Origin of the sequence: Paenibacillus oryzisoli (genome assembly GCF_050467285.1) — a bacterium.
In the GTDB taxonomy this organism is placed as follows: domain Bacteria; phylum Bacillota; class Bacilli; order Paenibacillales; family NBRC-103111; genus Paenibacillus_E; species Paenibacillus_E oryzisoli_A.
Window position 1 is genome coordinate 128,300 of record NZ_JBCMUN010000016.1, and the last position, 23,703, is coordinate 152,002.

The 23,703-nt window shown below is 47.5% G+C and carries 33 protein-coding genes and 1 pseudogene; 6 read left to right on the forward strand and 28 right to left on the reverse strand.

From position 1 onward, the window contains the following. The 6 genes and pseudogenes from ABE504_RS25070 to ABE504_RS25095 form a co-directional block, all read right to left on the reverse strand. Positions 1–822, reverse strand: a complete 822-nt coding sequence (locus tag ABE504_RS25070) for a carbohydrate ABC transporter permease (protein WP_430094325.1) — start codon at positions 820–822, stop codon at positions 1–3. A gap of 87 nt (positions 823–909) precedes the next feature. Then, positions 910–1,185: pseudogene (locus ABE504_RS25075) on the reverse strand (carbohydrate ABC transporter permease); the annotation flags it as partial. A gap of 77 nt (positions 1,186–1,262) precedes the next feature. After that, positions 1,263–2,645 carry a hypothetical protein gene (locus ABE504_RS25080; RefSeq protein ID WP_430094106.1) on the reverse strand — a complete coding sequence of 461 codons (1,383 nt, stop codon included), beginning with the start codon at positions 2,643–2,645 and terminating at the stop codon, positions 1,263–1,265. Between the two features lie 247 nt (positions 2,646–2,892). Then, positions 2,893–3,309, reverse strand: coding sequence for an S-layer homology domain-containing protein (locus tag ABE504_RS25085; protein WP_430094328.1), 417 nt, complete (start codon positions 3,307–3,309; stop codon positions 2,893–2,895). Positions 3,310–3,320: 11 nt separating this feature from the next. Further along, positions 3,321–3,983 carry a hypothetical protein gene (locus ABE504_RS25090; protein WP_430094108.1) on the reverse strand — a complete coding sequence of 221 codons (663 nt, stop codon included), beginning with the start codon at positions 3,981–3,983 and terminating at the stop codon, positions 3,321–3,323. Positions 3,984–4,509: 526 nt separating this feature from the next. Beyond that, on the reverse strand, positions 4,510–5,028 hold the full coding sequence (locus ABE504_RS25095) for a DUF3231 family protein (RefSeq protein WP_430094111.1): 519 nt from the start codon (positions 5,026–5,028) through the stop codon (positions 4,510–4,512). A gap of 319 nt (positions 5,029–5,347) precedes the next feature. Here ABE504_RS25095 and ABE504_RS25100 point away from each other — a divergent pair, with 319 nt between their 5' ends. The 3 genes from ABE504_RS25100 to ABE504_RS25110 all read left to right on the forward strand — a co-directional run bounded on the left by ABE504_RS25100 (position 5,348) and on the right by ABE504_RS25110 (position 7,191). Then, complete coding sequence (locus ABE504_RS25100) at positions 5,348–5,725, forward strand: MerR family transcriptional regulator (RefSeq protein ID WP_430094114.1); 378 nt, start codon at positions 5,348–5,350, stop codon at positions 5,723–5,725. Continuing rightward, positions 5,722–6,492: an SDR family oxidoreductase gene (locus ABE504_RS25105; RefSeq protein WP_430094116.1), complete on the forward strand. Its 771-nt coding sequence runs from the start codon at positions 5,722–5,724 to the stop codon at positions 6,490–6,492. The genes ABE504_RS25100 and ABE504_RS25105 overlap by 4 nt, the downstream gene beginning before the upstream one ends. Positions 6,493–6,636: 144 nt before the next feature. Then, the gene (locus tag ABE504_RS25110) at positions 6,637–7,191 is read left to right on the forward strand and encodes a DUF3231 family protein (protein ID WP_430094118.1); all 555 of its coding nucleotides are present in this window, start codon (positions 6,637–6,639) and stop codon (positions 7,189–7,191) included. Positions 7,192–7,264: 73 nt separating this feature from the next. Here ABE504_RS25110 and ABE504_RS25115 read toward each other — a convergent pair whose 3' ends face one another. The 4 genes from ABE504_RS25115 to ABE504_RS25130 form a co-directional block, all read right to left on the reverse strand. Beyond that, positions 7,265–7,735 (reverse strand): DinB family protein, encoded by a 471-nt coding sequence (locus ABE504_RS25115; protein WP_430094121.1) that lies wholly within the window; start codon positions 7,733–7,735, stop codon positions 7,265–7,267. Between the two features lie 384 nt (positions 7,736–8,119). Then, a complete protein-coding gene (locus ABE504_RS25120) occupies positions 8,120–8,410 on the reverse strand; it encodes an STAS-like domain-containing protein (RefSeq protein WP_430094124.1) in 291 nt (96 codons plus the stop codon). Continuing rightward, entirely contained in the window at positions 8,404–9,306 is a 903-nt protein-coding gene (locus ABE504_RS25125) for a hypothetical protein (protein WP_430094126.1), read from the reverse strand. Before ABE504_RS25125 ends, ABE504_RS25120 begins: the two co-directional genes overlap by 7 nt. A 623-nt stretch (positions 9,307–9,929) precedes the next feature. Then, positions 9,930–10,325: a hypothetical protein gene (locus ABE504_RS25130; RefSeq protein ID WP_430094128.1), complete on the reverse strand. Its 396-nt coding sequence runs from the start codon at positions 10,323–10,325 to the stop codon at positions 9,930–9,932. A 57-nt stretch (positions 10,326–10,382) separates the two neighbouring features. Between ABE504_RS25130 and ABE504_RS25135 the strand changes: the two genes are divergently transcribed. Continuing rightward, positions 10,383–10,691 (forward strand): helix-turn-helix domain-containing protein, encoded by a 309-nt coding sequence (locus ABE504_RS25135; protein ID WP_430094129.1) that lies wholly within the window; start codon positions 10,383–10,385, stop codon positions 10,689–10,691. 27 nt (positions 10,692–10,718) lie between these two features. Here the strand turns inward: ABE504_RS25135 and ABE504_RS25140 are convergent, their stop codons facing one another. The 4 genes from ABE504_RS25140 to ABE504_RS25155 all read right to left on the reverse strand — a co-directional run bounded on the left by ABE504_RS25140 (position 10,719) and on the right by ABE504_RS25155 (position 12,174). Continuing rightward, the gene (locus tag ABE504_RS25140) at positions 10,719–10,988 is read right to left on the reverse strand and encodes a group-specific protein (RefSeq protein ID WP_430094131.1); all 270 of its coding nucleotides are present in this window, start codon (positions 10,986–10,988) and stop codon (positions 10,719–10,721) included. A 204-nt stretch (positions 10,989–11,192) separates the two neighbouring features. Continuing rightward, positions 11,193–11,390 carry a helix-turn-helix domain-containing protein gene (locus ABE504_RS25145; protein ID WP_430094132.1) on the reverse strand — a complete coding sequence of 66 codons (198 nt, stop codon included), beginning with the start codon at positions 11,388–11,390 and terminating at the stop codon, positions 11,193–11,195. Between the two features lie 35 nt (positions 11,391–11,425). Continuing rightward, complete coding sequence (locus ABE504_RS25150; protein WP_430094135.1) at positions 11,426–11,719, reverse strand: helix-turn-helix domain-containing protein; 294 nt, start codon at positions 11,717–11,719, stop codon at positions 11,426–11,428. 71 nt (positions 11,720–11,790) lie between these two features. After that, positions 11,791–12,174 carry a helix-turn-helix domain-containing protein gene (locus ABE504_RS25155; protein ID WP_430094138.1) on the reverse strand — a complete coding sequence of 128 codons (384 nt, stop codon included), beginning with the start codon at positions 12,172–12,174 and terminating at the stop codon, positions 11,791–11,793. A gap of 129 nt (positions 12,175–12,303) precedes the next feature. Here ABE504_RS25155 and ABE504_RS25160 point away from each other — a divergent pair, with 129 nt between their 5' ends. Both ABE504_RS25160 and ABE504_RS25165 read left to right on the forward strand, forming a co-directional pair. Continuing rightward, positions 12,304–12,486 (forward strand): hypothetical protein, encoded by a 183-nt coding sequence (locus ABE504_RS25160; protein ID WP_430094140.1) that lies wholly within the window; start codon positions 12,304–12,306, stop codon positions 12,484–12,486. Between the two features lie 526 nt (positions 12,487–13,012). After that, entirely contained in the window at positions 13,013–13,360 is a 348-nt protein-coding gene (locus ABE504_RS25165; protein ID WP_430094142.1) for a hypothetical protein, read from the forward strand. 1,049 nt (positions 13,361–14,409) lie between these two features. Here ABE504_RS25165 and ABE504_RS25170 read toward each other — a convergent pair. The 14 genes from ABE504_RS25170 to ABE504_RS25235 all read right to left on the reverse strand — a co-directional run bounded on the left by ABE504_RS25170 (position 14,410) and on the right by ABE504_RS25235 (position 23,679). Continuing rightward, positions 14,410–14,661, reverse strand: a complete 252-nt coding sequence (locus ABE504_RS25170; protein WP_430094143.1) for a hypothetical protein — start codon at positions 14,659–14,661, stop codon at positions 14,410–14,412. Between the two features lie 211 nt (positions 14,662–14,872). Further along, complete coding sequence (locus ABE504_RS25175) at positions 14,873–15,454, reverse strand: hypothetical protein (protein WP_430094145.1); 582 nt, start codon at positions 15,452–15,454, stop codon at positions 14,873–14,875. Between the two features lie 229 nt (positions 15,455–15,683). Beyond that, positions 15,684–16,217, reverse strand: coding sequence for a stalk domain-containing protein (locus tag ABE504_RS25180; protein ID WP_430094147.1), 534 nt, complete (start codon positions 16,215–16,217; stop codon positions 15,684–15,686). Positions 16,218–16,280: 63 nt separating this feature from the next. After that, positions 16,281–17,042 (reverse strand): hypothetical protein, encoded by a 762-nt coding sequence (locus tag ABE504_RS25185; protein ID WP_430094150.1) that lies wholly within the window; start codon positions 17,040–17,042, stop codon positions 16,281–16,283. A 43-nt stretch (positions 17,043–17,085) separates the two neighbouring features. Continuing rightward, complete coding sequence (locus ABE504_RS25190; RefSeq protein WP_430094151.1) at positions 17,086–17,535, reverse strand: helix-turn-helix domain-containing protein; 450 nt, start codon at positions 17,533–17,535, stop codon at positions 17,086–17,088. 115 nt (positions 17,536–17,650) lie between these two features. Continuing rightward, on the reverse strand, positions 17,651–18,091 hold the full coding sequence (locus ABE504_RS25195; protein ID WP_430094153.1) for a terminase small subunit: 441 nt from the start codon (positions 18,089–18,091) through the stop codon (positions 17,651–17,653). 69 nt (positions 18,092–18,160) lie between these two features. After that, positions 18,161–18,661: a hypothetical protein gene (locus ABE504_RS25200; protein WP_430094154.1), complete on the reverse strand. Its 501-nt coding sequence runs from the start codon at positions 18,659–18,661 to the stop codon at positions 18,161–18,163. Between the two features lie 317 nt (positions 18,662–18,978). Beyond that, complete coding sequence (locus tag ABE504_RS25205) at positions 18,979–21,390, reverse strand: VapE domain-containing protein (RefSeq protein WP_430094156.1); 2,412 nt, start codon at positions 21,388–21,390, stop codon at positions 18,979–18,981. Between the two features lie 9 nt (positions 21,391–21,399). Beyond that, the gene (locus tag ABE504_RS25210; protein WP_430094157.1) at positions 21,400–21,702 is read right to left on the reverse strand and encodes a hypothetical protein; all 303 of its coding nucleotides are present in this window, start codon (positions 21,700–21,702) and stop codon (positions 21,400–21,402) included. A 20-nt stretch (positions 21,703–21,722) separates the two neighbouring features. Continuing rightward, on the reverse strand, positions 21,723–21,995 hold the full coding sequence (locus ABE504_RS25215; protein WP_430094159.1) for a hypothetical protein: 273 nt from the start codon (positions 21,993–21,995) through the stop codon (positions 21,723–21,725). A 20-nt stretch (positions 21,996–22,015) separates the two neighbouring features. Further along, a complete protein-coding gene (locus ABE504_RS25220) occupies positions 22,016–22,321 on the reverse strand; it encodes a hypothetical protein (protein WP_430094162.1) in 306 nt (101 codons plus the stop codon). 194 nt (positions 22,322–22,515) lie between these two features. Continuing rightward, positions 22,516–22,902 (reverse strand): hypothetical protein, encoded by a 387-nt coding sequence (locus ABE504_RS25225; protein WP_430094165.1) that lies wholly within the window; start codon positions 22,900–22,902, stop codon positions 22,516–22,518. Between the two features lie 19 nt (positions 22,903–22,921). Then, a complete protein-coding gene (locus ABE504_RS25230; protein WP_430094166.1) occupies positions 22,922–23,296 on the reverse strand; it encodes a hypothetical protein in 375 nt (124 codons plus the stop codon). A gap of 176 nt (positions 23,297–23,472) precedes the next feature. Then, positions 23,473–23,679, reverse strand: coding sequence for a hypothetical protein (locus ABE504_RS25235; protein ID WP_430094168.1), 207 nt, complete (start codon positions 23,677–23,679; stop codon positions 23,473–23,475). Positions 23,680–23,703: the final 24 nt, after the last annotated feature.

Sequence of the window (23,703 nt, forward strand, 5' to 3'; positions counted from 1 at the left end):
TTACTTCAAAGCAAACTGCATGCCCTCTTTAAAATTCTTGCTAAACGCAATAAACAGGATCAGCACAGGCAGCGTCAGAATCACAGAAGCCGCGTACAGCGGGCCGGGATACTCCTGATACGGGCCGAACATTTGCGCAAGCATGACGTTCAGCGTAATCAGCTTCTCCGTTTTGACGACCAGCATGTCCCAGAGCAGCTCCACCCAACGTTCCATGAACAAGAACAGAATCGTTGTGATCGATTTGGCGATCGGCATGATGATCTGGAAGACCACCCGCATCTCGGAGACGCCGTCCATTTTAGCCGCTTCAATCATTTCGTTCGGAATGCCCCTGAAATAGTTCGTGTACATGAAGATCGCCCATAAACTCACGGATTTCGGTAAAATCATACCCAGATAGGTGTTCACGAGTCCCATTTCTTTGACAATCATGAACGTTGGCACCAGGATGATGACCGCCGGGAAAAACATTTGGAACAAAATAATCGTATTGATTGCGCGGCTCCCTTTGAACTTCAGCTTCGTAATCGCATAGCCGACAAGGACGGCGGAGAAAAGCATAAGCAGCGTGGAACTCAGCGTTACGAAAAAGCTGTTAAACAACGCGCCCAGCCAAGGTCGGGAAGCCCCGCTCTCTCCTCCCGTAAAGATCCAGGTGTACGATCGAAGCGTGAAGTGTGTGGGAATCAAGCTTTTGTCCACCTGATCCCAAGGCGCTAAGGAGGATAAAATCATATAGATGTATGGCCACACATTCATCAAGAGCAGTACGGAAGCAAAGACATACAATAAGGTTAATCTAAGCCGTTTACCAGCCATGCTTGGTCCCCCACTTCTCGCATTGATAACCGCGATGGCTGTGCCGTAGCCTGCGCTCAAGCGGGTGAACGCTTGATTGTAAATCTCGATTTGCCATGTATTCGTAGCCAAGTTAGGTCCTCCGCCTGTGAGAACAAACGGTTCGGTAAAGATATGGAACACAATGCCGATCGCTAAAATCAACACCGTATACATCTGCGGATAAATCATGGGCAGCGTAATCTGCCAGAACTTTTTCAGTCCGGTTACGCCATCCAGCAGCGCGGCCTCATGCACTTCCTTCGGTGTGCTTTCCAGACCTGACAGCAGCAGCAGCGCATAATAGCCGGATAACTTCCACGTAATCATGCCGCATAGAATCATGAGTGCCAGCGTCGGGCTAGAGACCGCCCCTTAGTCATCTTGATGACTTTTGGGATAATCTCGTCTGTCCTTTGAAATCAGGTCTGCGGGTGCGTCGTCTTCTGCTCATCCATGAACGTATTCATGTTCACTGACTTGATGCCCTCCGCGTCGAGCAGCTCCTTAATCCGCTGCAGATGCAGATCGCCAAGCCCGTACAACAGGTAGCCGTCGGTCTTCGCTTTCTTAATATGCTGGAACATGGAGAAGTCGCGGGCTTTCTCCGCCTTCATGATCTCAGACCCTGCGGCACCGTAATCCTTCTTGGCTACATGCCAATTGTCGGCAAAAGCCTTCTTATCCTCAGCTGATGCCTGTGCTTGTTCCTCCTGAGCCTTCTGCGTGGCATAAGCCGTCACATCCCGGATAAAGGCAGTAAACAAGGCTTTGCTCTTCGCAGCGTTCATAGCCTCCGTTAGAGGTTCCGCCGAGAGGTCATCACCTTCAAGGCTGGCCGCGGTCCTTTGCCACAAATCTTCCTGAGCGGCGTAAGTCTGATACAGCGGGGATTCTTCATCCGCGCTTGCCGCAAATCGAATGGCCATGCCGAATAGTTTTTTCTCCGCTTCCGACCCCATCACCCGATAATCGTAACTGACATTCAGACCTTGCAGGCCTCGAATGACCTTCGGATAAAAGCTTTCCGCATAGTGCGATTTGGCCCCAGGACCGGTGCCGATGCCGCCGAACTTGGCATGGCCAACGGCATCCCGCTGACTCATCGCCGATTCCAGCTCTGGATTGTCCGCAGCCTCTGCCGGATGCTCGGTATAGCCTTCATACATAAACTTATCGGTTCCCACAGCTTTAACCACATCATGCAGTGTAGTCTCCGTATGTATTTCCCCGATGACCGTCAACTCATCCGGAATACGAATCCAGGCATCCGTCTTGTCGACGTACCCGATTTTTTCGGTGGTGTTCGCCGCATATTCCGACATCTCATCCTTACTGTTAAAATAGCGGGACTTGTCATCCCCGATCATCGTATTGACGTTCCGTCCCCCTGCGCCCTCGCTGCCGCGGCCGGTTTTGGTCTTGTGCCGATAGCCGCCAATTAGCGTCCTTTTGATATACACCTTACGCTGAATAGCATCTTGAGAGGCTGCAGGCGCTGCTTGTATCCTGCCCGCGTCCGCAATCGGCTTCGGCCCTGCTGGCTTCACACCTGACTCCTCGGCCGGCTTGGCTTCCGGCGAATGCTGCTTAAACAGCTCGGCGACTGAGCGATTACCGATCGTGCGCTGCAAATACATCATCTGCGCCGGGCTCATCGCTTGCGGTTGCTGCCTCGCCCGCTGCAGAGCGGCGCCGGAGAAGTTGCCTGCTGATACGCGTTCAGGTGAATGCAATGAATCGGATTCAGCAGCGGCAGGCCCCGTATCCTGAACAGCCTTGCCCGGTTCTTGGTGGATTTGCATGAATTCGCCCCTTTGTAATAGAATCTGATACTTGATTCTATCATGCCAAGTATTGGAAGGGAATATCAAGAGAGGGCTAGTTTCCGCAGCCAGAAGAAGCTTTAGATGTACTGCAAATCGCTGTCTCAGGCAGTACAAGCTGTATCCTCGCAGTTGTGAACATTAGGATCGATAAATGGGTCCTACTCTAAACAAAAGACACCCCGAAGGTGTCTTTTGTACTTTTATGGAGGTGAGGCGTGAACTATTAATTGAGCGAATCCAACAGCGTCTTCAGTTGCGGATTAAGCTCCAGCGCATTCAAGATAATTTGCAAAGCTTCTGCACGTGTGGCATTACTTTTGGCATCGAACTTCCCATCTGCAATACCGCTGATGATACCAGCCTGTGCTTCGGCTTTGATCTCGTTTGCGGCATACGAGCTATCTAAATCATTGAAGTTACCCTTGGTCGTGTCCTTCGCTACATTGTTGAGATTTACTACACGAGATAACATGACAACCATTTCCTCGCGTGTAATTGTGCTATCCGGCTTGAACGTACCGTCCTCGTAGCCGCTGATTAACCCTGCCTCTTGGAGCTTCTCAATGGATTCTTTTGCCCAGTGACTATCAATGTCCTTCAATGCAGTACTAGGATTGTCACCTCCGTTAATTTCGAACACGCGATTCAAGATCACTGCAAACTCAGCGCGTGTGATATTGCCATCTTCGCTGTAAAACCTGGACTTCCTAGTGCATTCCAAGTGTCGGAAACGCTGTCGTACGCTTTTGCTGTCGCTTTCATGTCATAATGATAGTCAGAATAAGCGACATAGGGAATACCGCCACTAACATAGAGGTTGATGTATGCCGCCCCGTCCCCCGACACTGCTCCGCCGCCCAGCGTGTCCCAACTACTACCGTTAAATTTCTTGACCCAGAGCTTGTAATCGGTGTCTGTGTATGCGACATAGGGGACAGCGGCAGGATTAGCCGGATCGATATATAGGGCCACTGCTTTATTGCCAGCCAAAGCAGTATCGGCTGCAGCCGTGCCTATTGCTGCCTCGCCAAGCTGGTCCCATCCTGTGCCATTATACTTTTTTACCCACACTTGATTGTTCTCATCGCAATAGGCAACATACGGAACCCCATTCAACGCAGAAACAGAAAGTGAACAAGCTGATTGGGACGGAGTTGCAACAGGTTCTAGATTATTCCACAGCAATGCATTTGACGCTTTGACGCTGCTTGCGCCAAACGCGAACTGTACAGTCAACACGGCCAGCACCAAAAGCACGTTCATGACAGTGATAAATCTTTGCTTATTTCTTTTGAAAAATCTAGTTGATAACATATCTTTCTATTCCTCCGGCTACAATTTAAAATCTAATCATTAAGCCTCGTCTTCTTATTAGGACTATACTCCCATAAAAATAAATCCAATCGCTTATTTCCGCTCCTTTCTTGTCGTACACCGGCAACCATTTTCCACCCTGGATATAGTTATAAAGGACTAAAATACCTATATCATAAACGAATATCGCAAAATCTGCTATGAAAATTTTGTCGAGTTACGACGATAAAGTTATCATCTACAATGACCACATCGACGTGATTTTTAAACTCGACACAGCGGGAATTTATGTCGCTAAGAAAGAGCTGTATGGAGCCAGACAAGATGCGATGTAAACTAAAAATGAGCCAGGCCGAATTTAATCGGACCCTGGCTCATTTTCTTATTCGATGGAATTTCCTATAGGTTGCAACTTCCCTGCTTTTCGTAAATAAGGAGTCACTGAACTTTCACCTGAGTCACGTGGCTATAGTTCTGCTTAGCGTAACATGCAGATGCCACGTCCACGATTTTGACTATACAATAATTAAGCTTCTACAAGCTCTGGTCTCTTAATTTGAAGCGGAGGAGGGATCAACCAACCTTTTTCTTTACTAATTTTAAGGATTTTCATTCCAATTGCTGTTTTGGTTGCGTGATATTTAGCAAATAGGGCCCCAATGTCTTCTCGTGTTGCCTTACTCATAATTTGACTACATGCAACTAAGCTAAGGGAGGTATCAGCTCCAACCATAGAAGCGATTTCTTGTTCGGAGAACTTTATACCAACCGGAATATCTTCTAATTTAGTTTCAGGTCTTTCAGGTAAAGAAGGGGAAGGCACGATACCATTATTTATTAATATAGAATCGCACTCACTTATTTCAAGCTCAGCTTGGTTAATGATGTCGACAAGTATTTTCTTAAGGTCATTATCCCCAACATGATACTGATATGCTCGGTTGGCAGAAACACAGCCTTTGGCCGTCATTGAGAACTGCCACAAATCATAGATCTCCCCGTAATGTAATGGTTCATCCTTTTGATTACCAGATAAGATTCCCATAGTTGCAACTCCTTTAAATGGTGTTTGACCGAAAAAGTGTTTAAATGCTGAAGTGAAGTGCTTTGATTAGTCTGTTAACGGGGTTTTGTGATGGCACAAATGAAGCACTTATGTTTTTTGCCCTTTAGTTGCTGTACGTTATCACAATATATGCATCTCATGATCTTCACCTCTGGAGGTTATTATGTCGTTGGTGATTAGTGTATATTCATGATGAACTGAATAATTCAACCACTTCATTTGAAGCCTTGACTTAAACCATGGTTTAAGTCGTATCCTATTCATGTCGACATTGAAATGAAGGATCGGAGGCCTCCAAATGAAGTATAATTCCATCGGTGAAGTGTCAGCTAAATTCAATATTCCAGAATCAGCATTACGCTATTATGAAAAGAAAGGACTGCTTCCGCTAATCGAGCGCGATGATGCAGGCAGACGCTTATTTTCAGAACGTCAAATAGGGCTTCTTCAAGCTGTCGTCTGTCTCAAAAACACGCATATGCCCATAAAAAGCATCAGGCAGTATATGGAGTGGATTGTAGAAGGAGATGCCACCCTTAAACATCGGCTTGACATGATGAAGGCACACAAACAAAGAATACTAGACAAGATTGCAATGTTGACCGAATACTTGCCTACAATCGATGAAAAAATTGAACGCTATATCAAACAGAATGAGGAGGAGGAACGACCATGAAGCTTTCCGGCAATACTCTATTGATTACAGGTGGAGGCACTGGAATAGGACTAGCTTTGGCAGAACGATTTATTAAAAACGGCAATACCGTGATTGTATGCGGCCGGCGTGAAAATGTCCTTCAAGATGCGAAAGACAAAGTTCCGGGTCTTATCACTCGCGTATGTAATTTGGAAGAGGTATCTGATCGTCTAGCACTATTTGATTGGGTAACGGCGAACTATCCGGAAGTGAACGTGCTGGTCAATAATGCTGGCATTCAACATCGTTTTAATGTGCTTCAGTCAGATGCCAGAGACAATTGGGGTTATTTCAGGAAAGAAATCTCGACCAATCTTGAAGCCCCCTTCCACTTGACCATGCTGTTTGCTCCTTATTTTTCCACCAAGGATTCGGCGGCAATCATTAACGTCACATCCGGACTGGCTTTTACACCCTTTGCGATTGCACCCATGTATTCGGCGACCAAGGCAGCGCTTCATTCGTACACCGTAAGCTTAAGGCACCAGCTATCCGAGACGTCTGTCACCGTTATTGAAGTTGCTCCTCCAGCGGTAGTCACGGATTTGGGAGGAACCGGATTGCATCCACAAGGAGAACCGTTGGATGCCTTCGCAGATGCTATTTTTAACGAATTGGCTGTGGACAGCAAAGAAATCGGGTATGGTACTTCTGTAGCCCGTTTGCGCATGTCTCGAGACGATATCGACGTTTATACCGAAAAGATGTACCAGTCAACGAAAAACTTAATCCAAAAAAGCCATTAACAAAAGAATGAAAATAATATTTCATTTCGATTACATCTTTCAACTAACGTTTCCGTTGTGAATGATATGTGCACCATTTGAATAAAAGGTCCTTCACTGCAAATAATAATTTAGAATATTATTAACATATCAGGAGTTGAATGAATGACTAATGTATTGGAAGCAGCAATCGATACGATTAAATCACTAACGAATGAAAAAAAACCTCAACCCCTTCATGTGGGGGAGGTCATGGCCTGTTGGTTTTACTTGGCGGGACTTGAATTAGCCAAAGTAACTGTTCAATCTGGTATAAATACCACAAATGATTCGGAACTACAAAACATGCTTAAAGAAGATCTAGAACTCAACAAAAATCAACGGGAACGGCTCTATACATTCTTGCTGAAAGAAGGAATTACTTTACCTCCTGCTCATGAAGATATGCCCCACTCGGATCCTAACAGTATTCCGTTTGGTGTGAAATTGAAGGATGAAGTACTTGCCAACGAGTTATCTTTAAAAATAGCAAGTTTGATCATACGTGCAGCGAGTACACATGCAGAATCCATACGCACAGATGTCGGTATAATGTTTCTTCAATTTCAGGCTGAAAAAGTCATGCTGGGAGCTAAATTAAAACAATTAATGCTAACTCGCGGCTGGATTAAAATACCACCGCTATTCGTTCCACCCGGTACCGAGCATTCACAAACTTAATATTCACCTAAATAGGGCTCCTCTTTAGACACGGTCTGAAAGAGGGGCCCCCTTTTATTACCTCTCTTTAACTTCAGTCCCAAACCTTTGGCCTCTTTAAACCGGCTGACCGTAAATAATCCAACAGTTGACCTGAATGTACTGCTTCATGGTAGGCAATCCTCATAAGCATATCACTTAATGACCGAATATAACCTACGTCTTTTCTATCAATCTGGATTCTTGTTAAATCCTCTTGTGTATAGGACTTTACTGTATTCATAAATGCGTTTCGATAAGTTTCTGAAAAGTCGAGCTCTTCTTGGAGCGTTACAAAAGGATGCGCCTCATAAGGGGATTCATAGGCGGTTAGACTTCCTTTATTCAACAAGGCAAGGTGGTAATAGTGTTCACTATCCAGGACATGGCGGATCATCTCTTTTATGCTCATAGCTTCTAAATCTGGTCTCCAGTCCAAAAAATCATCCGGAATACTTCCCCAAATAATCAAGCTTCTGCGCCGAACCTCGCTCAAATTCTGGACTATAACTTCTATCGCATTCATAGCTGATTCCTTTCGTTTTCAAGTTACTATGGCTACATTATATCAGAACTTACGTTCGCATTCATCTAAAAGATATTTAAAGTATTCTGCTGGTTACTTGAACGAAATCGGGAGGTGAGGGGAGTATTGAAATGTCCATCTACCTTGCTGCCGAAGCCCACTCATCGATGGCGACCCTAGCGGTACATTTCAATCCCGTGCTCCCTCCGCTATTGCTTCGGTCCGCGCGGACTGAACCTAGAGGGGCTCTACTCCCGAAACCACCTATACAAAGAAAAAAGCACCCTCTCGGGTGCTTCTTCTTTGTATGGAGGTGAGGCTACACTCTTGGAAACCCTGTACGTGATTTACAGGAGGTAGCCAAGATAGCAGACACTAAGTTTGTTAATTTCGAACTAGAGACAACTCGTCATTAAGTCTTTTGACGATCATCGAGTTAATGAACTTAGTGGACTCAACTACTCTTAGGTGTTTCTTGATATGGTCCATGCTAACAATATCTAATAATGGGACAACCGCTGTATTTAAGAATGAAGTTGAAACAGAAGTTATTCCTTTAAAGGACAAAGTGACCGTATGACCGTTAATAATCTCAGGAGCGATTAGTTTATAAATCACATCGCCTTCTTGATTAGTATTACACCCTGCAACGAGGCCACTAATCAATATCACCATTCTAATTCCTCCTCTTCTTCCTCTTCTAATGTATCAGTTCTAAAGGAAAGCCAGATCAGTGTACCTTTATAATACCCGTTTAAGTCAACTAATTTCCGCTTTCCATTATTATATCTTAAAGACCCTTCATTGGATAGTATCATCAGAGAGCCCTTGTTATTATCGATTATGTGCAACAAGGTGTTCAAGCCCATTCCCCTATTCCTAGGGTTTGATTTAGTTGATACCTTGTTGTATGTCGCATAATTTATGTATTCAGAATCAGACACCAACGGTACTCCCTGATCATCTTCGCTGAATTTGGTCCTCATTCTACTAGCTATTCCCATTCCTGTGTCAGCTATACATAAATTAATTTCTTTACTTCTTGGGTAGTGCTGAGCAAACGCACATCCACCAATCGGAGATCCAGAATGATCGATAATATTATTAAAAATTTCACTTAAAGCGGTCCCTAAAAATGAAAAAGATTTGTTTTTTAAGCCCACATTCATCTTCAGCCAGCTTATTGTCCTGTCAATGTACTGCTGATTAAAGGAATTAGCATTTAATTTTTCTAAGCCGTTTGTAGTCCCTCTCTCGCCGGATGCATCATGGATCTTGCTCCCCATTGTTTTTTCAAAGAATAAGCAATCGTCAAGAAAATCAATGGCTGCAAATGCTCTGTCTAGTGGATTAATATCATACGCGTCTGGATACGAACATGCTACTGTAAGCCCAGGATATTCGTACTCAATTAATCCGATCATATTTGTTAGTGTCACCATACCGGCTGGTCTTATAAATTCCAATTTGCCAAAATTGAAAATTACTTCATCTGGTTGGCGCAACCTTATCTGATCCATCGTTTCCCTGTAGAACTCGACTGATGTTTGTGCATTTAACTCTTTCGGCAAATAAATCTCCATTTTCTATCTATCGACCCTTTCAAACATTGAGATTGTTACATTCTACCATCAAAAGCAGGCATTGGGAACACATTTTGCCGGCGGGGTTATCTGCACATTGCAAGGTAGTCTGCCCTTATTCTCTATGCATAAACGGTGAATAAATCGTGAATAAATCGTGAATAATCGCCTATAATGGCTTTGTCTGGAGTATTATAGCAACATTGAATTCTAAAAACCCAGATATGGCGAGGTGTGTACATACTTATTCACAAAATATGAATTTTATACATATGTGTTCTTCACCATTCCTTTGATCACTATTTCGAACCATCGTGAATTTCATGACGGTCTAGGAACTCGCGCTTTTCGTCACTTTGGAGAACGACATATCATTTTGTAATGTCGTCGTCTTGAACTCGCTTAGGGCTTGGCCCCTCGAAGTAACGTTCCTTGCTTCTGTTGAAATTCACAATAAGCATTTGTGCATCCATGCTTCCTTTTGGTCCAGAGGTCAAGGCGGTTAAAATTTTGCGATAAATCAATATGATTTGTTGCGTGCATATTTGAAATTTGACCGATCCGAATTTCGAAAGTGCAGCGACGCCCCATCAAAATGATGATCCGTTAAATTAATGTTTTTCCTCTTGGTCCATCGGTTCAATATAAGGGTACTTCTCATGAAATATCTTTTTCGGCACTCTTCCCGGCTCTGTCCAATACCCCATTTTCTCAAGTTCTTTATTCAACTTTACAATGCGCAAATAGGCGGTTTTAACGGAATTTAGACCAAGCATATACTGTATATCTCTGGCATTGTAAAAAACGATGGACACAGATCGCACCTCGATTTTAATAAATTTCTCCTGTAGTCTCTCGTGGAAATACGCTTTCGGCACTCTACCCGGCTCGGTCCAAAGTCCATTACTTTGCAGTTCTATATTCAGCTGCCTCACTCGTTCATAGGCCTGGCTGGTTGATACACCGAGTATATCTTTGACTTCGTTTGCAGTGTAATACGGACTCATAGTGAATACTCTCGCTCCTTACAGTCCAATAATTCATTTCAGAAAGGGTGCTACCCCATGCCTTCAGCTGCCGATAGCTTCATCGAGGAGCTTGCAGAGATCGTCGCCGCCAAAGTCGAACGCCGTGTCATGGAGCGCTTGCAAGAACTCATCTCCGAGCTCGCCACTCCTAATCCGGCAGAAGAGCTTCCACAAAACTTAACCGTAAACGAAACAGCTAAATTCCTTCGAATCAGCAAACCTACTGTTGATCGGTTGATTAGCAAAGGAAGCCTGCCGAGCTTCACAATCGGGAGTCGCAGAAGAGTACGCCGCGAGGATCTAATCGCTTATGTAGATTCCCTGGTGCGGGGCTCATCCCGGTAGGCGCCGGGGATGCTTTGAAACCGCCTATCAATTCCGCGGCTGCTCCAATAACCACAGTTCGAGGAACTCTCTTGTTGCGCGAGCTGGGAATAGCCACTTGCTACCGACTTTGTGTTTCGGGAACCTTGAATCGAAAAAGAAATGTTCTTGGATGGTACTCCAGCTCAAGCAGGTTCGGCGCCGCAGTTCTTTTGTATCCCAAAACACGAGCTCCGTATCCGCCTCCGTGACAAGCTTTTTGACATGCTCCTTAACTAAGGCTGTTATCTCCGCTTGATCGACTTCGATTTTGATCACAACTTGTCACCTCGCTTAATACATTGACGACTTTCTATCACCATTCTAACCGTCTTGGAATGCGTTACCACCCAAGGCCCATAAATCAGGACAGTCTTCTGCCGGTACTATCTTTGTATCTACTGATCCCAAAAGTGAGGGCGTTGCTGAGGCATGCCCTGATTTGAAGTAACCCCATGTCACCGAAGCATTCATGGCAGGACACTATTGGGTTATGGGCAGATTTGTATTAATCAGCTCCTGCTCGTATTCGAGCAGCCATTCGCGCTTAATGCGCCAGTAAATGCCTTGCTTATAACCTTTGAGCTTGCCCTCGCGCAAACGACTTTTAACCGTAACAGGGCTAATTTTGAGATATTCTGCACAATCTTTCACATCGAGAGTGGGATTTAAGGAGATCACATTCACTCACCTCGCTTTCAGCTTCTACCTATTGATCAGCCACGATAATTCAATGCTCGCTGATCCGCTCGCCATTTCTCCAAATCATTTAGCCTTAGCTTGATCGTCGGTCGGCGCGATCCAGGCATGCCGTATCGCTCGTGTGGTATGCGGCGCTCTTGGCACATGCGGTAAATCAATTTTTCCGACACACCGAGATGAGCAGCCGCTTCTGGAACATCAAGCGTCCGGTCCGTCCCCGCAGATAAGTTTTCGCGTATCCGGCGTTCGACGGCTGCTACTTCTTCGGCAATGATGGCGCGGATCGCCGCTTCAATTGATACAGTCATCTTTTTGCACTTCTCTTTCGTCCTAGCATCCCGTTAAATTCACGGGGGTGATGGAGCTAATCAATGGCAAGCTATTCTCCCGAAAGCCTGTCCAACCACTCCATCATCTCCGACTTCTTAATCTTCCGCGACGCTCCGATCGTAAAGCTCTTGAGCTCTCCGTACTGGCATAGATCGTATACACGCTGTCTTGAGATACCGGTGTAATCAGCCACTTGTTGTGGAGTCAGGATGTCCGGCAGCTTATCTTCAGTTAAAATTTTAACGCGGGTCATATTCAACTCCAACTCCTTATCCTGCTCGGCCTGCCTGCACTCCAACTCTACAGCTCGGTTAGCCAAGGCGATGAACTCCATTGTCGTGGATGGAGCTGATTGCTTGATGTTGTAATAGTCGTCAACGAGCATTTCGTAAGCTGACCACGCCACGTCCGTGTTTAGCGACTTGGCTTGCATCCAAGCGCCCTTTTCCGTCCAGAGGTAGAGGATTGCAGCGTTTTTCGAACCTACATCAAAATGATTTAAGTTCAGGAATTTGCGGTTCCGAATTTCGGAAGCGCAAAAGCTGTACCCGTCAATGTGAACATGAAGATAGCGTGCCGTACGACGCACGTCACGGCGAGCTGTACGCTCACTGGCTCGAAGGGCATCGTGCTGCTCGCTCTGGTCAACTCAGCGGGCATACTAGACCTGTTCAGCCGCCAGACCTTGACCACGAACCTCAGCCGCGACGGGGAGGCAGGGAACGACCGGAGGGCATCCATCTAGTCTGAGGCTGCAGGGCACGAGCTGCTGTCGAGAACCCGTTATGTATCGAATATCCGTCCGCACTCGTGCTGTGGTACGACGGCGCCCCACAATAGGCCGCGCTGACACCCGCCGGCCACTTGGGAGCGCAAACGGCGACATTTACGATAGCAGCCGCCCCGCATGTTTCGGGGATAGCCGGACGGAGAGGCGCGGTCACGACGAGATGATGCAGTGGATCCCCAGGTTCCCCCGCCTACCGTCAGGTTATCGACACGCTCCTCGACTGCTATACCCCAGTCCGGCAGCTGCTCTACGTGGACTCATCCCCGCTCACCTGTACGGCCTTCGAAGTCGGCCGCTAGACAGTTGGCCGGGGGCTTAGCCGCCTGTCCGATGCGATCGCGGGCGCGAGCTACACAACAAGTTCTTCCAGGACGAACCGGTTGTCCTGCTCTTACTCGGCTTTCTGGAATGGACCACCACGGCGGCTTGCCCGGGTACGACCGCAGCAAGATCGGTCAGGAAGCACACGAGGTATGCTTCTGTGACGTATGGATCAAGAAAGTCATGCTGGCTGCACCGTTCGTACAAAGGCCTCGCGCACCTGATCGCCACAGGCGACCGTTGGGCGGCACTTCCTTGTCAGCGGAGAGGGTGCGGGAATGCGCACTGTGGTCGTCGTGATCGGGGCCGCCCGATGACGGAGCCCGAGAATGGGACCTTGAGCAACCTCGACGGGACGTTGGTGGAAAACCACGGCGACGACACGAAGGCGTGGACCGCCTGGGGCTTCCTGCTCGTCCAGACAACCTCCGTCCTGCTCAGGGCTGTTCTTCGTATTACACCTGCACCGCGCGCTGTTCTGGATGCAGGGTACACCTCGAGGACGTGATAGTCGTCAGCTTTCTCCTGCCGTCGCTCGTAGGCTCCGTCGCCGGGGCCTCGGACTCATCCTCAGGGCGGCCGGGCTGTGTTTCGCACTCGGCCGCCTGAATGCGATGAGCAGTACGTCGCCGGTCAGACGGCCGAGTGCGACTTCGTAACGCCGCTGTTCCTGACCGACCTTCCGCTACCGCTACCGCTACCGCGAACGAGAACGGATCTACACAGCCTGATTCCTGACTACAGCGACTCTCACTCGAAGACTGTTCGCGCGGCATCAGAACTGGCCCGCGGCGGCGACTGTGAGCACGCAGGGTTCTCGTCATTCAACGCGACCAGCGCCACATCCAGCGTCCTGCCTACTGCGAGACAGCCGAAGAAATCGAGCTGATCGAGGCCCAGCAGGAACGCGACCGCTGGTTCGTCCATCAAGTAGTAATGACAAGCCCTCAGGCACGCTCCCTCTCGAGAAGCATCATCGCCTCGTCGTATCGGTAGACCCAGGGATCGACGATCCTGAGCTGCTGCTTCACACGGCGGCAGGCGACAACGCTGACTGAGTTCTTTCTGCTGAACAGGCCGCGCACGGTGCACGCGATGCCGCCATATCCACATGTGCGGCGGCATCAGCACGAAGAGGCTTCGGTGGAATTGAAATATTGAGCCGTGGGCGACGGAACTGCATGTCGCAGCTTTTGCGGAAGAGATCGCTCTGATAAGACTCCCGGTGCCGGCTTTGTAGCTGCTCCTTTGGAGGAATCGGTCAGAACGCAATCCTGGGTTTTGATCTAAAACTGCTATGCACTATGGCATAGATTGATCATTTATTAACAAACTCAATTTTCTCACTCCCGTCATCTGTTTTGATTATCCGAATCTTCCCTTTGCGTTTAAGATCTTGCAGTATAAGGGGAAGAACTTCGGTGACGAACTTCTTGCAGGCATCTTCACTCGGTCTTATTTTTCCCACTTGGAACCTCCACTCAGGACATCATCCCCGCTTATTCTTCCACGTGGTGGGGCAGTAGCAGTTGCTAATTGATTACTCGCGGAAACCCATCAATCAAGCATATTAGGCAGAGCTGGTGCAGGCGCCCGCGGCCCCCATGCTTGGAGAACTGCAATCGTAAGTGTGTACTTGCCGTCCCACTCGATGTAGCCTGCCTCGCGCAACCGGTTAAGGACGTGCTTGATCTCGTTCTCCATCTTGCCGGTCTTTGCTGCCAACAGCTTAAAGCCTGGAGCCGTTTTGTGGATTGCCATGTAATTCCGCAGAATTGCCAGCATCTTGCGATCAATGTCGCGTAGCATAAGCACCTCCTCAAAACACAAACATTTGTTCCCATTATATGCGAACAGGGGTAAAAGAAGCAAATAGAACACAAAAAGAGCCCCGCGGGATGCTTTCCCAACGAGGCTCTTTTGACGTGTGCTTCACGATTTATACAAATAATACCATTAACTGGAATGTTTGTATAGTATTATATTAAGGCTGAATTTTTTTGAAGTGTAGTTCCGCTCCCTATTTTTCTAACTTCTCGATGATTAGTTGAAAAGTATGCTTATTCACACTCTCATCCAGCTCAGCAACGTGATCATTCAACATCCTTTGAGCAGATAAAATCTGTTGAGGAGTATCGCTTCCCGTTCTATTCAGATACGTTCCCAACAAGGGTGACGTTGCATGACCATTGCCTAGACAAATAACATTAATGTCATTTCCCTTTGGAGAATAATGGTCACAACTTAGATCCAATGAATTAATATAGTAGACGACAACCTCGTTTTTTTCATTTACTCCTCCATAGGCCATCAATAGCTTGTAGGGAGATTTACTAATGAATGCTTTAATTAAACCTGTTATCAGAAAATTGAATTGTTCAAATGCCATTTCAGGAAGCATATTTTTAAACCCTTGTATCTCAAACGCTTTGAGTAGAGCTTCGGCTGGCTCCGCATGCCCAGTAAATGCTAAAAACAAATTTGGAGATAGCTGAACGAATTTCTGATAATCTTCCTGAATAGTTCCAACTTTGTCCTGAACTCTACCATCACTCATCACGGTAACGAAGTTCTCCCTAGCAACCACTGATACCAGGCTCATGCAACCATCCTCTTTCTGTAGATCTTTTTAATTACTGTTGGGCCTGTAACGCGGCGAGCTGCTGCTCGTAGTCTGCGATTTGACTCCTTAGGGTTTTTGCTTGTCCGAAGTAGGAAACCCCTTCATATCCTGTTCAACATATGACAAAGGGATGAATTGAACAGCAGGGCAAAGAAAGAGGTATCCACTGGATGATTCTCTGTTCAATACCTCCGAACCAATCGCGAAATTAATCTTGCACCGGTCGTCCAGTCAATTCAGCGATCTCCTTATTAACTGCCGCTAACTCTTCTTTCTTAGCTTCCCACGCTTTTTTTGCCGCTTGATAGTCATTTTGATCAATGGACTGCGGGTCAGTCATTTCAAGAGACATATATTTTCTCACTGTTTGATAAAGACCAGTAATTTCTTTTTTTATTTCTTCCGACTTGGCGCGGAGTTCTTCTATCCGCTGCGCTCTGACTATGTTTGGATTTTGCTCTGCCGGTTGCTCAGCTACTTCGTCGGCCTTCTTCGTCAATTCAATTCCTGCATTCGGATCAAACGCCACATCGTAGCCCGTAGCCTCACCGATCGCTCTCACCGGTAAATAGCTGGTACCTTGAATCACGACAGCTTGGTCAGCTAGTTCTTTACCGTCCACTTTTACATTAAACGCTCCGTCAATAACTTCACCGATCAATGATTTTACCCCCTCGGCGCGCGCTCCAACTGCCGTAGCAACAAGGAACCCAAATATCGCCCCAATTATATACTTTCTCATGTAAATCACATCCCTCTCAGTGTAGTTGATCTACACTGAGTATACATCGATTACCATAATCTGTTAAGATACTCTCACGCCATCGACAAAAGTGATCGGTGTTGTCGCAGGGCCTCCGCTAGTACTAGCAACGTAAACCGTCCCGTTTATTCCACTACCATTAGCCTTTTGATCTAATTCAGTCTGGAGCGACACCCCATCTGGCTCATTCCATACGTTCGACCATCGTGGAACATTCAAATTGTCTGCTGGTCGCAGGCTCACGTCTCCTGATAGCCCGCCATTTGATATTTCCACCTCGACGCCGCCATCGTCTGGAGTAGTTAACGCCAGCTTATTAAGAGCATTGAAATAACCGATGTACCCATCGAATGCTCCATCGTGAAAATTAATCACCGGCGTTGTCCCTAAGTAATTCGGATTAAACGTGATGTTCGTTGTCGCATCCTGCTCGATTCGGAAATTGTTATTCGTCGGATCAAGCTCCACCCGCGGAAATCCCATAGCCGACTGAATAAGCGCCGACACAATGGTCAGCAACCCAGTCGCCAGATCGAACTTCAATGTGTCTTCGCTGCCGTTGTTGGCCGTAATCCCGTTCTTATCAATGCTGTAAAAATAACTGCCGTCTTTTCCATAAATCGTTACCTTACCAGTATCGAGGGTACCGGTGTAAATCTTCTCGGCGTTCACCCGGCGGATGTTCAGCTCGTCCAGCCCACCTTGCAGCAGCCACTCGGTGTTTTGAAAGTTCGTGGCTGCGGCCTCGATCACTTGGCTCAATGTCATATTGCGAGAAAACTCAACAAACGGTTCTAAACTCATACTTCATGCCTCCTTGCGGAACTCATCCGCATTATATTTTTAATTACAGCAGATCCTCAAGCTTTTTGACGCCGATCTCTCCCTCGTGCTCCACGACCTGCTTATCTCGCCATTCAGCCGGCTTCCTGTTCTTCAGCCAGAATATCTGAGCTGTTGTATCCGGCTGCACTTCTTTGGTGACGACCTTCGTCTCCACAAGCGCCGCAACGACATTCCCGTTCTCGTCCAGCGTATTAGTCCGCTCTTTCGTCACCTCGTCATATGTGTACCCTAATGCCCGTTTAAGCAATGCGTTCTCAACCTGTCGGTCAACAACCTCTTTGCCCTTTTTTAAGGCGTCAGAGATGTCAGGGAACCGCTTTTTCCACTCGTACAGGGTACCGGCCCTAATCCCCATGTTATGGGCGAGCTGCTCGTCAGTAAGACCGTCTCTAGCCCAGCCCTCAATCTGCACAAGTCCCTCGGGTGTTAGCCAATCATGGAATTTTGCCATTACCGCACCTCACTTTCTTAACAGTGAAAACTACTGATTTTTGATATGTTCGATACACTTGGAGGCTCTCTCGCCGGCATAGCATCAACTCCCGTGCAACTCCGTAAGATCGACATTAACTATCACCTGCAGCAATCATCTCTACTGGCAATCCAACTTTGATTGTTATCTCACCTGTGTGTTCGATATTGTCCTTGAACATGCCATAGCGTTTACCAAGGAGCTCGGCGGCCTTCAAGCGATCTTTGCCGTCCAGCTCCTTCTTGACCAGGCTCTGTTCTCCCATCCCCATGCCCAGCGGGATCTGCTCCTGTACTTGGCCGCGGAGAACGGCGGTCAGGAACTCCAGTACCTCGTCCTGTTTTGCAATCCGCAGCGCATCCTTTTCGGCGATCAGGGTATTGATGTATTCGCGAATAACAGGTTTTAACAGGTTTTCAGGGCCTATCACTCTGGCTGTTTTCGCGCTGTATCCGGCACGCTCAGCGGCCTGCGTTGCGTTGCCTGTCTCAACGTAATAGTCGGCAAAACGTTTCTGTTTCGGGGTTAAAGCCATCTCTTATCACCTCCAAGCGGGCAATCGCTCGCCCATCACCATACTGTGACCAATTAATCGTTTCTCTTTTTAAGGGCTCCGAAATCTCAGGAAATGCCCTGCCGCTTTGCTCGCCATCTCATATCTGTACTTATGCCGGCTTGTCTCAAGTATAATACCTATAAAGCGAAGCGCCCTGTATTTGATGTCGTTCAGAACATCCACAGTGAGTGACAACGACTCGGCAATTTCCCCATCGCTCTCATAGTCCATGCTGTGGAAGGACCGGGTAATCACATCCCGCTCGATCGGCTCCAGCCGCCCTATGGCGTAATCAATGGCGGCTATTCTGCGATTGACTCGCTTCAAACGTCTGCTGAGAAGATTCAGCTTCGACTCTCGATAGATCGCCTGCTTTTCCACTATGGACTTCGGCAACCCGCCGCGCGCCTGCGGCATCCCGGTTAGGCTAGCTGCCTTTCCCCGTATATCTGCATCCAAGTCTCGCATTTCGGCTTGAAGCTCTTCTCCAGTGGTCCTCAAGGCGTTATAGGCAAGAAGCTCGATACGGGCTTGTCTTATAAAATCCATTTACTCAAATGCCCTCCTTCCATAGGGCGCAGGACAGATGGCAGTAAAAAACGTGTCGCGTATATATAATAATGAATTAGCATCATTTAGCATCATTAGCATATAAGTCTGCATATGCTCCATATGCTAAATACAATTTAATCTATTATTATTAAATTTACTGTCCATACTGTCCTGAATAGCTGTAACCCTTGCCGTGTCTTACTTTTTCGACGGACAGAAACCCAAAATTTACTGTCCGTCATATTGTCCGTATTGTCTTTGCTAGGGACAGCATCGACAGCATCGACAGTTTACCGGACAGTGTTCACGCTTGGCTAAACGGTGCGTTCAAAAGTCGTTTGTTTCCCGTATTTTTGGAAGTAAGCTCGTGTTTTTCGTTCTCGCCATCCGGGTATTTTGCGAAGAAGGCTGTATATTTCCCTTGCCTCCCAAGTCCGCATATCGCCAAGTCTCTTCCCAAGGCATTCGACCCATATTTCAGAAGCGCAGACAAGTTTTCGCTGCGCGTGTCCCGTAGGCATCTCCAGGTAACCTCGGCGCTCGTACTCATCCATTCCGAGCCAATTCTCTGGCAGCGGCTTTTCCAAATACTCTGCAATTAAACCGAGTCTAGGGTCATCCTCCGTGTGGTCTCCTTGGACCGCACCGGCCATTTTCTCTAGCGCATCCGAGAGTTTTAAAGACTCTCCCTGCTGCTGAACATGGAGCGCCTCCGCCCATATCTGACCGATCTCATATTCGGTTAGATCGGTGAAAACATTTTTCGTACGTTTGCTTGGATCGACATCAATTGGCCAGAAGCGCCGATTCCCGGTGTCGTCCTTCAAGAAGTTGTAATTGTTCGTCGTGCCGAAGAAAATGCATTTTCGCGGGAAATCCGTAATGACGCGGTCATAGGCCACACGATACTTGTCACTGGTCTTTGTAATGAACTGCTTGATCTCGTCGACCTCCGTCTTGCTCATCCCCGCTAGCTCCCCGAATTCAAAGATCCATGCTGACTGCAGATGCTCTCCGGCCTCTTTGGTGTCAAAGGACTTCAGACTATCACTGAACCACTGGCGGCCCATTTTCGCCAATATCGTGCTTTTACCGGCGCCTTGGGGGCCCACCAGAACCAGCATATAGTCGAATTTGCATCCAGGGTTGAATACCCTTGCCACCGCAGCCACGAACATTTTCCGCGTGACAGCCCTCACGTACTCAGTGTCCTCGGTACCAAGATACTGAATGAAGAGGCTCTCCAATCTCTCATTGCCATCCCACTTTTGGGAGATCAGGTACTCCTTCACCGGGTGAAATTCATTTTGATGCGTGACTTCTTTGAAAGCGTTCGAAATGATTGCTTTTGAGTTAATTTTGTACACTTTGCCGAAATAATGCTGCAGGCGACTATCATCGGCCCCCAGCCAAGGCTCGTAATCCACGCCTACACGTTTCCGCTCCCTCCAGGGCAGCCGGCGCCGGATAACCTCAGTATTTAAGAACTCGTCATAGGCTAGCACTCCCTGAAATGGGCCATTCTTCAAAATAATCTCTACGTTTTCTGCAGTAGGTAATATCTTGTTTGGATTTCTGTGATCCGTTTCCAGCTGCAGCATCCACTTTGATCCCATATCACCTTCATCGGAGCCCGATAGATCGTCTTCGATTTCAGCATTTCCCATCGATTCCCCAAAGGTCTCCTCAATTGCCAACTCTCGTACGAGTGGATCCGTGGCAGCCAGTTCACGCATAGCTACTTGGCTAGGGTATTTTGAGAAATTGGTTTTATCGCTAACTCCTTCATCCAAGGAACCAAACTTATGAATTCGAATCAGGTCATAGGCATTAAGGCAATGCCCTGTGTTCGCCGGATCAGACTGGTGCATTGAATACATATGGCCGTCCGAGTAAGTGAGCATGCCGCCCGCAGAACTGCCGCCCGAATATGTCCAGCGGTCATCATACCCTGGGACAGGCAGGTAGACATCCGGAATAAACTTTGCAATAGCTTCTTCAATGCTGTAGGAACGACAGAACTGCCCTATAAGGTCATTCTTTTCACGGGCATCTTTGAGCTTTCCTCGAGCCTTGGCGACATCTACCGCTTCATTTGGGTGCTTCTTCCACTGGCCCATATCTTGCCAATCTTCGTATTGCGATAGTAACCAATCCACATCTATTGGTGCGGCTTGTGATCCGTCTACAAATAGCGGGTCGGCATTTTTAGAGCAACTCGGCATGTACATGAGCCGGTTTACATCAAAAGTTGTACGGTCAAAGTAATCCATGCCGATTATGAAAGCTAGCATTCTGGCAGCAGCAGCATACTCATCAGGAGTCATCTCTCGGGAAGCCAATACGATCAGACGGTATTTAGGCTTGTTCGGTCGATGGCTATGGGTAGAGTAAATGACGTGGGCTACACCGCCAAGAATGATTATTTGTGCAATTGAGATAAACCCCTCATCTGCGTGATCTACGTCCAAAGTAAACAGGCACCGAGAATCAATGCTATCTCGCTTCCTGCGGCCCCCGCGAACCGCCCCGCCCACAAATGCAGGGCCATCTTTAATTTTGCCCTTCTGTGCATCAGTCATGGCAGCATATTGCTCCATAGTCTCTTCCGTACGGCGCACACGCTTCAATCGCATGACGAATTCGTTCCATGTGAGATAATCATTTCTCCAAATAGTCTCTGTCCGACTTTTACCGACGGCTATAATTAACTCTGCATCACTCATCGTCCTAGATCACCTTCTAGCGCCACTCCGGGGTTTTGTTTGAACCCCGGGATTTTGTTTGAAATTCATATTATTAATGATGTCAGCAGCGATTTGGCTGAACTTTACAATCATGTTGAGATCGTATGAATCAAAAGCGAAATACTGGATTACCCCATCGTTACAAGTAGCCCATAGCACGCCTGCATGCCCTTCCTGATCCGCTCGATCCATCGCATGGTCTAGTGCGTCTTTTCGACGCGGATACGGCACACTATATTCGTTAATAATTCTCCCGTCACAGCTAATGAGTGACATCCTTACAATCTTCATCCAGCCAGCTCCTTAAGTTGCTAATCGTTCCGATTCACCGCCATATCACGGTCGCAGGAAATCCCTGTGCTGGAATCAAGCGCCAACTCCGACACGCAATTCCTGCAGACCTGCCGATCGTTCCATCGACTCACCGTTCCCTCTTCTGCGAGTTGCCCACAAATCTCGCACTCCACCATAACGATTGCGTCAACAGCATTGATCCGTTCCTCGAAAGGCTCTGCTTTCGCCTCTTCCACGTCGATCGTCAAACGTGTTGAGCTGCTTACTGCGGATCCTGTTGTTCTTTCCATCTGTGGACATCCTCCTCGCTTTAAACACAGTATTCATAGAATGACTCGGTGAGATTTTCACGTTCTTTTGCGAGCTGAGATATTCGGGCTTGCAGCGTATCCACGCTTAATTTCAGTTGGATGTTGCTTGGATTCCGTTCCAGTCCAATTGATCGGAGCGCATGGATTGCCTCCATAAGACGCGTGTGCTCGATAGCTATTTCGATTAGCCTAGACGCCGTCGGTTCATCCTCCATAGCTCCCCACAAAGCACGGCGCCTGAGGTCCTGCTCTGCCCGAACCAAGTCATCTTGAAGCATTTGCTGATCATTTGCGCTGATTTCCATGTTACGCCTCCGCTTCCGGACCGCAGCCATGCTTTCACCTGGCATTGCATACGAAACGTCGTAAGAGGCGCCAAAAATTTTCTGAGAAAACAGGCCACGATCTCACCTTCTCAAATTAGATTTGCTGCAAATTGCACAGCACATAGACGATCCCCCTTTTTCATCGAAAATGTGTTAATATGATGCTATAAGTGCTATTCCGAGCTTTCTGTGGAGCCGTTCCCTTGTGCCGAGGGGGCGGCTTCTTCGCGTTCGATTTCTCCATATTTCTCGACCCATCCGCAATGCTTGCAGTACGTCTCGAGACGGTAACCACCCCCTTCTTCATTGGATACCCATGTCCCGACTGGCTGACCGCAATGCCGAATCATGCGCTCCATGATTACGCCCATGGCCTTGAAGGTGTAAGCGGTGAGCTGCTTCGCCATTTTAGCGGAGGAAGCATTTTCATTTAGAAATGTTGCGATATTCTTCAGAACCCAATCCACCCGGTCCTCCTGGATCGCTTCGACGCAGAACTCTTTCACCAACATGCGCAGCTCAACAACTGACGGATCGTTGCTCGTTTCTAGTTTGGACATGGTAAACGCCTCCCGTAATTTAGTAATTGGAGCTGCGGTAACATTGAGCAGCCTCTTTAATTGATGTCTTCTCAAACACACCGTGAAGTTCATGCACAAGCTGATGCAACTGTTCAGACTCCACCCCCGCCTTCACGGCAGCCAAGAGCGCATAGCCAATTACAGCTTGCTTGGACAGAGCAGGTACATTTTCATTGAATGTTGTCGGAGCCGGCTTTTTCAATTGTTCTAAAAGCACAGCTTCTTCTTCATGCAGTTGCACAACAACCTGTGTGAGGTCGGAAGCAATATCTTCTCGAGCATAATTTTGATCATTAAGAAGAGAATCAATAGCACCAGCCACTTTCGTTTTCATAGCTGAAGTAATAGCCATTTGAAACACATTTTTGTTCATACGGACACTCTCCCCCCAAAATTTATTGATTCAAATCCGGCGATTGCCATTTGAGCCCCGATATGAGCTTCAAATGTCTTGGCCGCTTCTTCCTCACCGGTGTCGACCGACCGTGCTCATCCATCATGTACTGCTTGCCATCAGGGCTTGTGTGCCTCATATAGGTAGAGATGCCCTTATCTGCGGCCCACTCTTCCAGAATCCCAGGAAGCCCCTGCGAACGCCGTAGAACCGCATGCGAGATCCCCCTCCGCCTGTACATTCTCAATCTGGCTTTCACGCCGCAGAATCTCCTTGAGAATTAGATTGGCCCACAAATTTGTTAGATTGGACTGCTCCGGATGCTCGACGGTTTTCACGGTGACATTGATGTTTGCCCTCATGGTTGAACTCCTTTCTTCTAACAT

What these genes read in the sequence shown, in the direction of transcription:
- ABE504_RS25070 (WP_430094325.1), bottom strand. Translation starts at nt 822, where the DNA reads ATGGCTGGTAAACGGCTTAGATTAACCTTATTGTATGTCTTTGCTTCC.
- ABE504_RS25080 (WP_430094106.1), bottom strand. Translation starts at nt 2,645, where the DNA reads ATGCAAATCCACCAAGAACCGGGCAAGGCTGTTCAGGATACGGGGCCT.
- ABE504_RS25090 (WP_430094108.1), bottom strand. Translation starts at nt 3,983, where the DNA reads ATGTTATCAACTAGATTTTTCAAAAGAAATAAGCAAAGATTTATCACT.
- ABE504_RS25095 (WP_430094111.1), bottom strand. Translation starts at nt 5,028, where the DNA reads ATGGGAATCTTATCTGGTAATCAAAAGGATGAACCATTACATTACGGG.
- ABE504_RS25100 (WP_430094114.1), top strand. Translation starts at nt 5,348, where the DNA reads ATGAAGTATAATTCCATCGGTGAAGTGTCAGCTAAATTCAATATTCCA.
- ABE504_RS25105 (WP_430094116.1), top strand. Translation starts at nt 5,722, where the DNA reads ATGAAGCTTTCCGGCAATACTCTATTGATTACAGGTGGAGGCACTGGA.
- ABE504_RS25110 (WP_430094118.1), top strand. Translation starts at nt 6,637, where the DNA reads ATGACTAATGTATTGGAAGCAGCAATCGATACGATTAAATCACTAACG.
- ABE504_RS25115 (WP_430094121.1), bottom strand. Translation starts at nt 7,735, where the DNA reads ATGAATGCGATAGAAGTTATAGTCCAGAATTTGAGCGAGGTTCGGCGC.
- ABE504_RS25120 (WP_430094124.1), bottom strand. Translation starts at nt 8,410, where the DNA reads ATGGTGATATTGATTAGTGGCCTCGTTGCAGGGTGTAATACTAATCAA.
- ABE504_RS25130 (WP_430094128.1), bottom strand. Translation starts at nt 10,325, where the DNA reads ATGAGTCCGTATTACACTGCAAACGAAGTCAAAGATATACTCGGTGTA.
- ABE504_RS25135 (WP_430094129.1), top strand. Translation starts at nt 10,383, where the DNA reads ATGCCTTCAGCTGCCGATAGCTTCATCGAGGAGCTTGCAGAGATCGTC.
- ABE504_RS25150 (WP_430094135.1), bottom strand. Translation starts at nt 11,719, where the DNA reads ATGACTGTATCAATTGAAGCGGCGATCCGCGCCATCATTGCCGAAGAA.
- ABE504_RS25155 (WP_430094138.1), bottom strand. Translation starts at nt 12,174, where the DNA reads ATGCAAGCCAAGTCGCTAAACACGGACGTGGCGTGGTCAGCTTACGAA.
- ABE504_RS25160 (WP_430094140.1), top strand. Translation starts at nt 12,304, where the DNA reads ATGAAGATAGCGTGCCGTACGACGCACGTCACGGCGAGCTGTACGCTC.
- ABE504_RS25170 (WP_430094143.1), bottom strand. Translation starts at nt 14,661, where the DNA reads ATGCTACGCGACATTGATCGCAAGATGCTGGCAATTCTGCGGAATTAC.
- ABE504_RS25175 (WP_430094145.1), bottom strand. Translation starts at nt 15,454, where the DNA reads ATGAGCCTGGTATCAGTGGTTGCTAGGGAGAACTTCGTTACCGTGATG.
- ABE504_RS25180 (WP_430094147.1), bottom strand. Translation starts at nt 16,217, where the DNA reads ATGAGAAAGTATATAATTGGGGCGATATTTGGGTTCCTTGTTGCTACG.
- ABE504_RS25185 (WP_430094150.1), bottom strand. Translation starts at nt 17,042, where the DNA reads ATGAGTTTAGAACCGTTTGTTGAGTTTTCTCGCAATATGACATTGAGC.
- ABE504_RS25190 (WP_430094151.1), bottom strand. Translation starts at nt 17,535, where the DNA reads ATGGCAAAATTCCATGATTGGCTAACACCCGAGGGACTTGTGCAGATT.
- ABE504_RS25195 (WP_430094153.1), bottom strand. Translation starts at nt 18,091, where the DNA reads ATGGCTTTAACCCCGAAACAGAAACGTTTTGCCGACTATTACGTTGAG.
- ABE504_RS25200 (WP_430094154.1), bottom strand. Translation starts at nt 18,661, where the DNA reads ATGGATTTTATAAGACAAGCCCGTATCGAGCTTCTTGCCTATAACGCC.
- ABE504_RS25205 (WP_430094156.1), bottom strand. Translation starts at nt 21,390, where the DNA reads ATGAGTGATGCAGAGTTAATTATAGCCGTCGGTAAAAGTCGGACAGAG.
- ABE504_RS25210 (WP_430094157.1), bottom strand. Translation starts at nt 21,702, where the DNA reads ATGAAGATTGTAAGGATGTCACTCATTAGCTGTGACGGGAGAATTATT.
- ABE504_RS25215 (WP_430094159.1), bottom strand. Translation starts at nt 21,995, where the DNA reads ATGGAAAGAACAACAGGATCCGCAGTAAGCAGCTCAACACGTTTGACG.
- ABE504_RS25220 (WP_430094162.1), bottom strand. Translation starts at nt 22,321, where the DNA reads ATGGAAATCAGCGCAAATGATCAGCAAATGCTTCAAGATGACTTGGTT.
- ABE504_RS25225 (WP_430094165.1), bottom strand. Translation starts at nt 22,902, where the DNA reads ATGTCCAAACTAGAAACGAGCAACGATCCGTCAGTTGTTGAGCTGCGC.
- ABE504_RS25230 (WP_430094166.1), bottom strand. Translation starts at nt 23,296, where the DNA reads ATGAACAAAAATGTGTTTCAAATGGCTATTACTTCAGCTATGAAAACG.
- ABE504_RS25235 (WP_430094168.1), bottom strand. Translation starts at nt 23,679, where the DNA reads ATGAGGGCAAACATCAATGTCACCGTGAAAACCGTCGAGCATCCGGAG.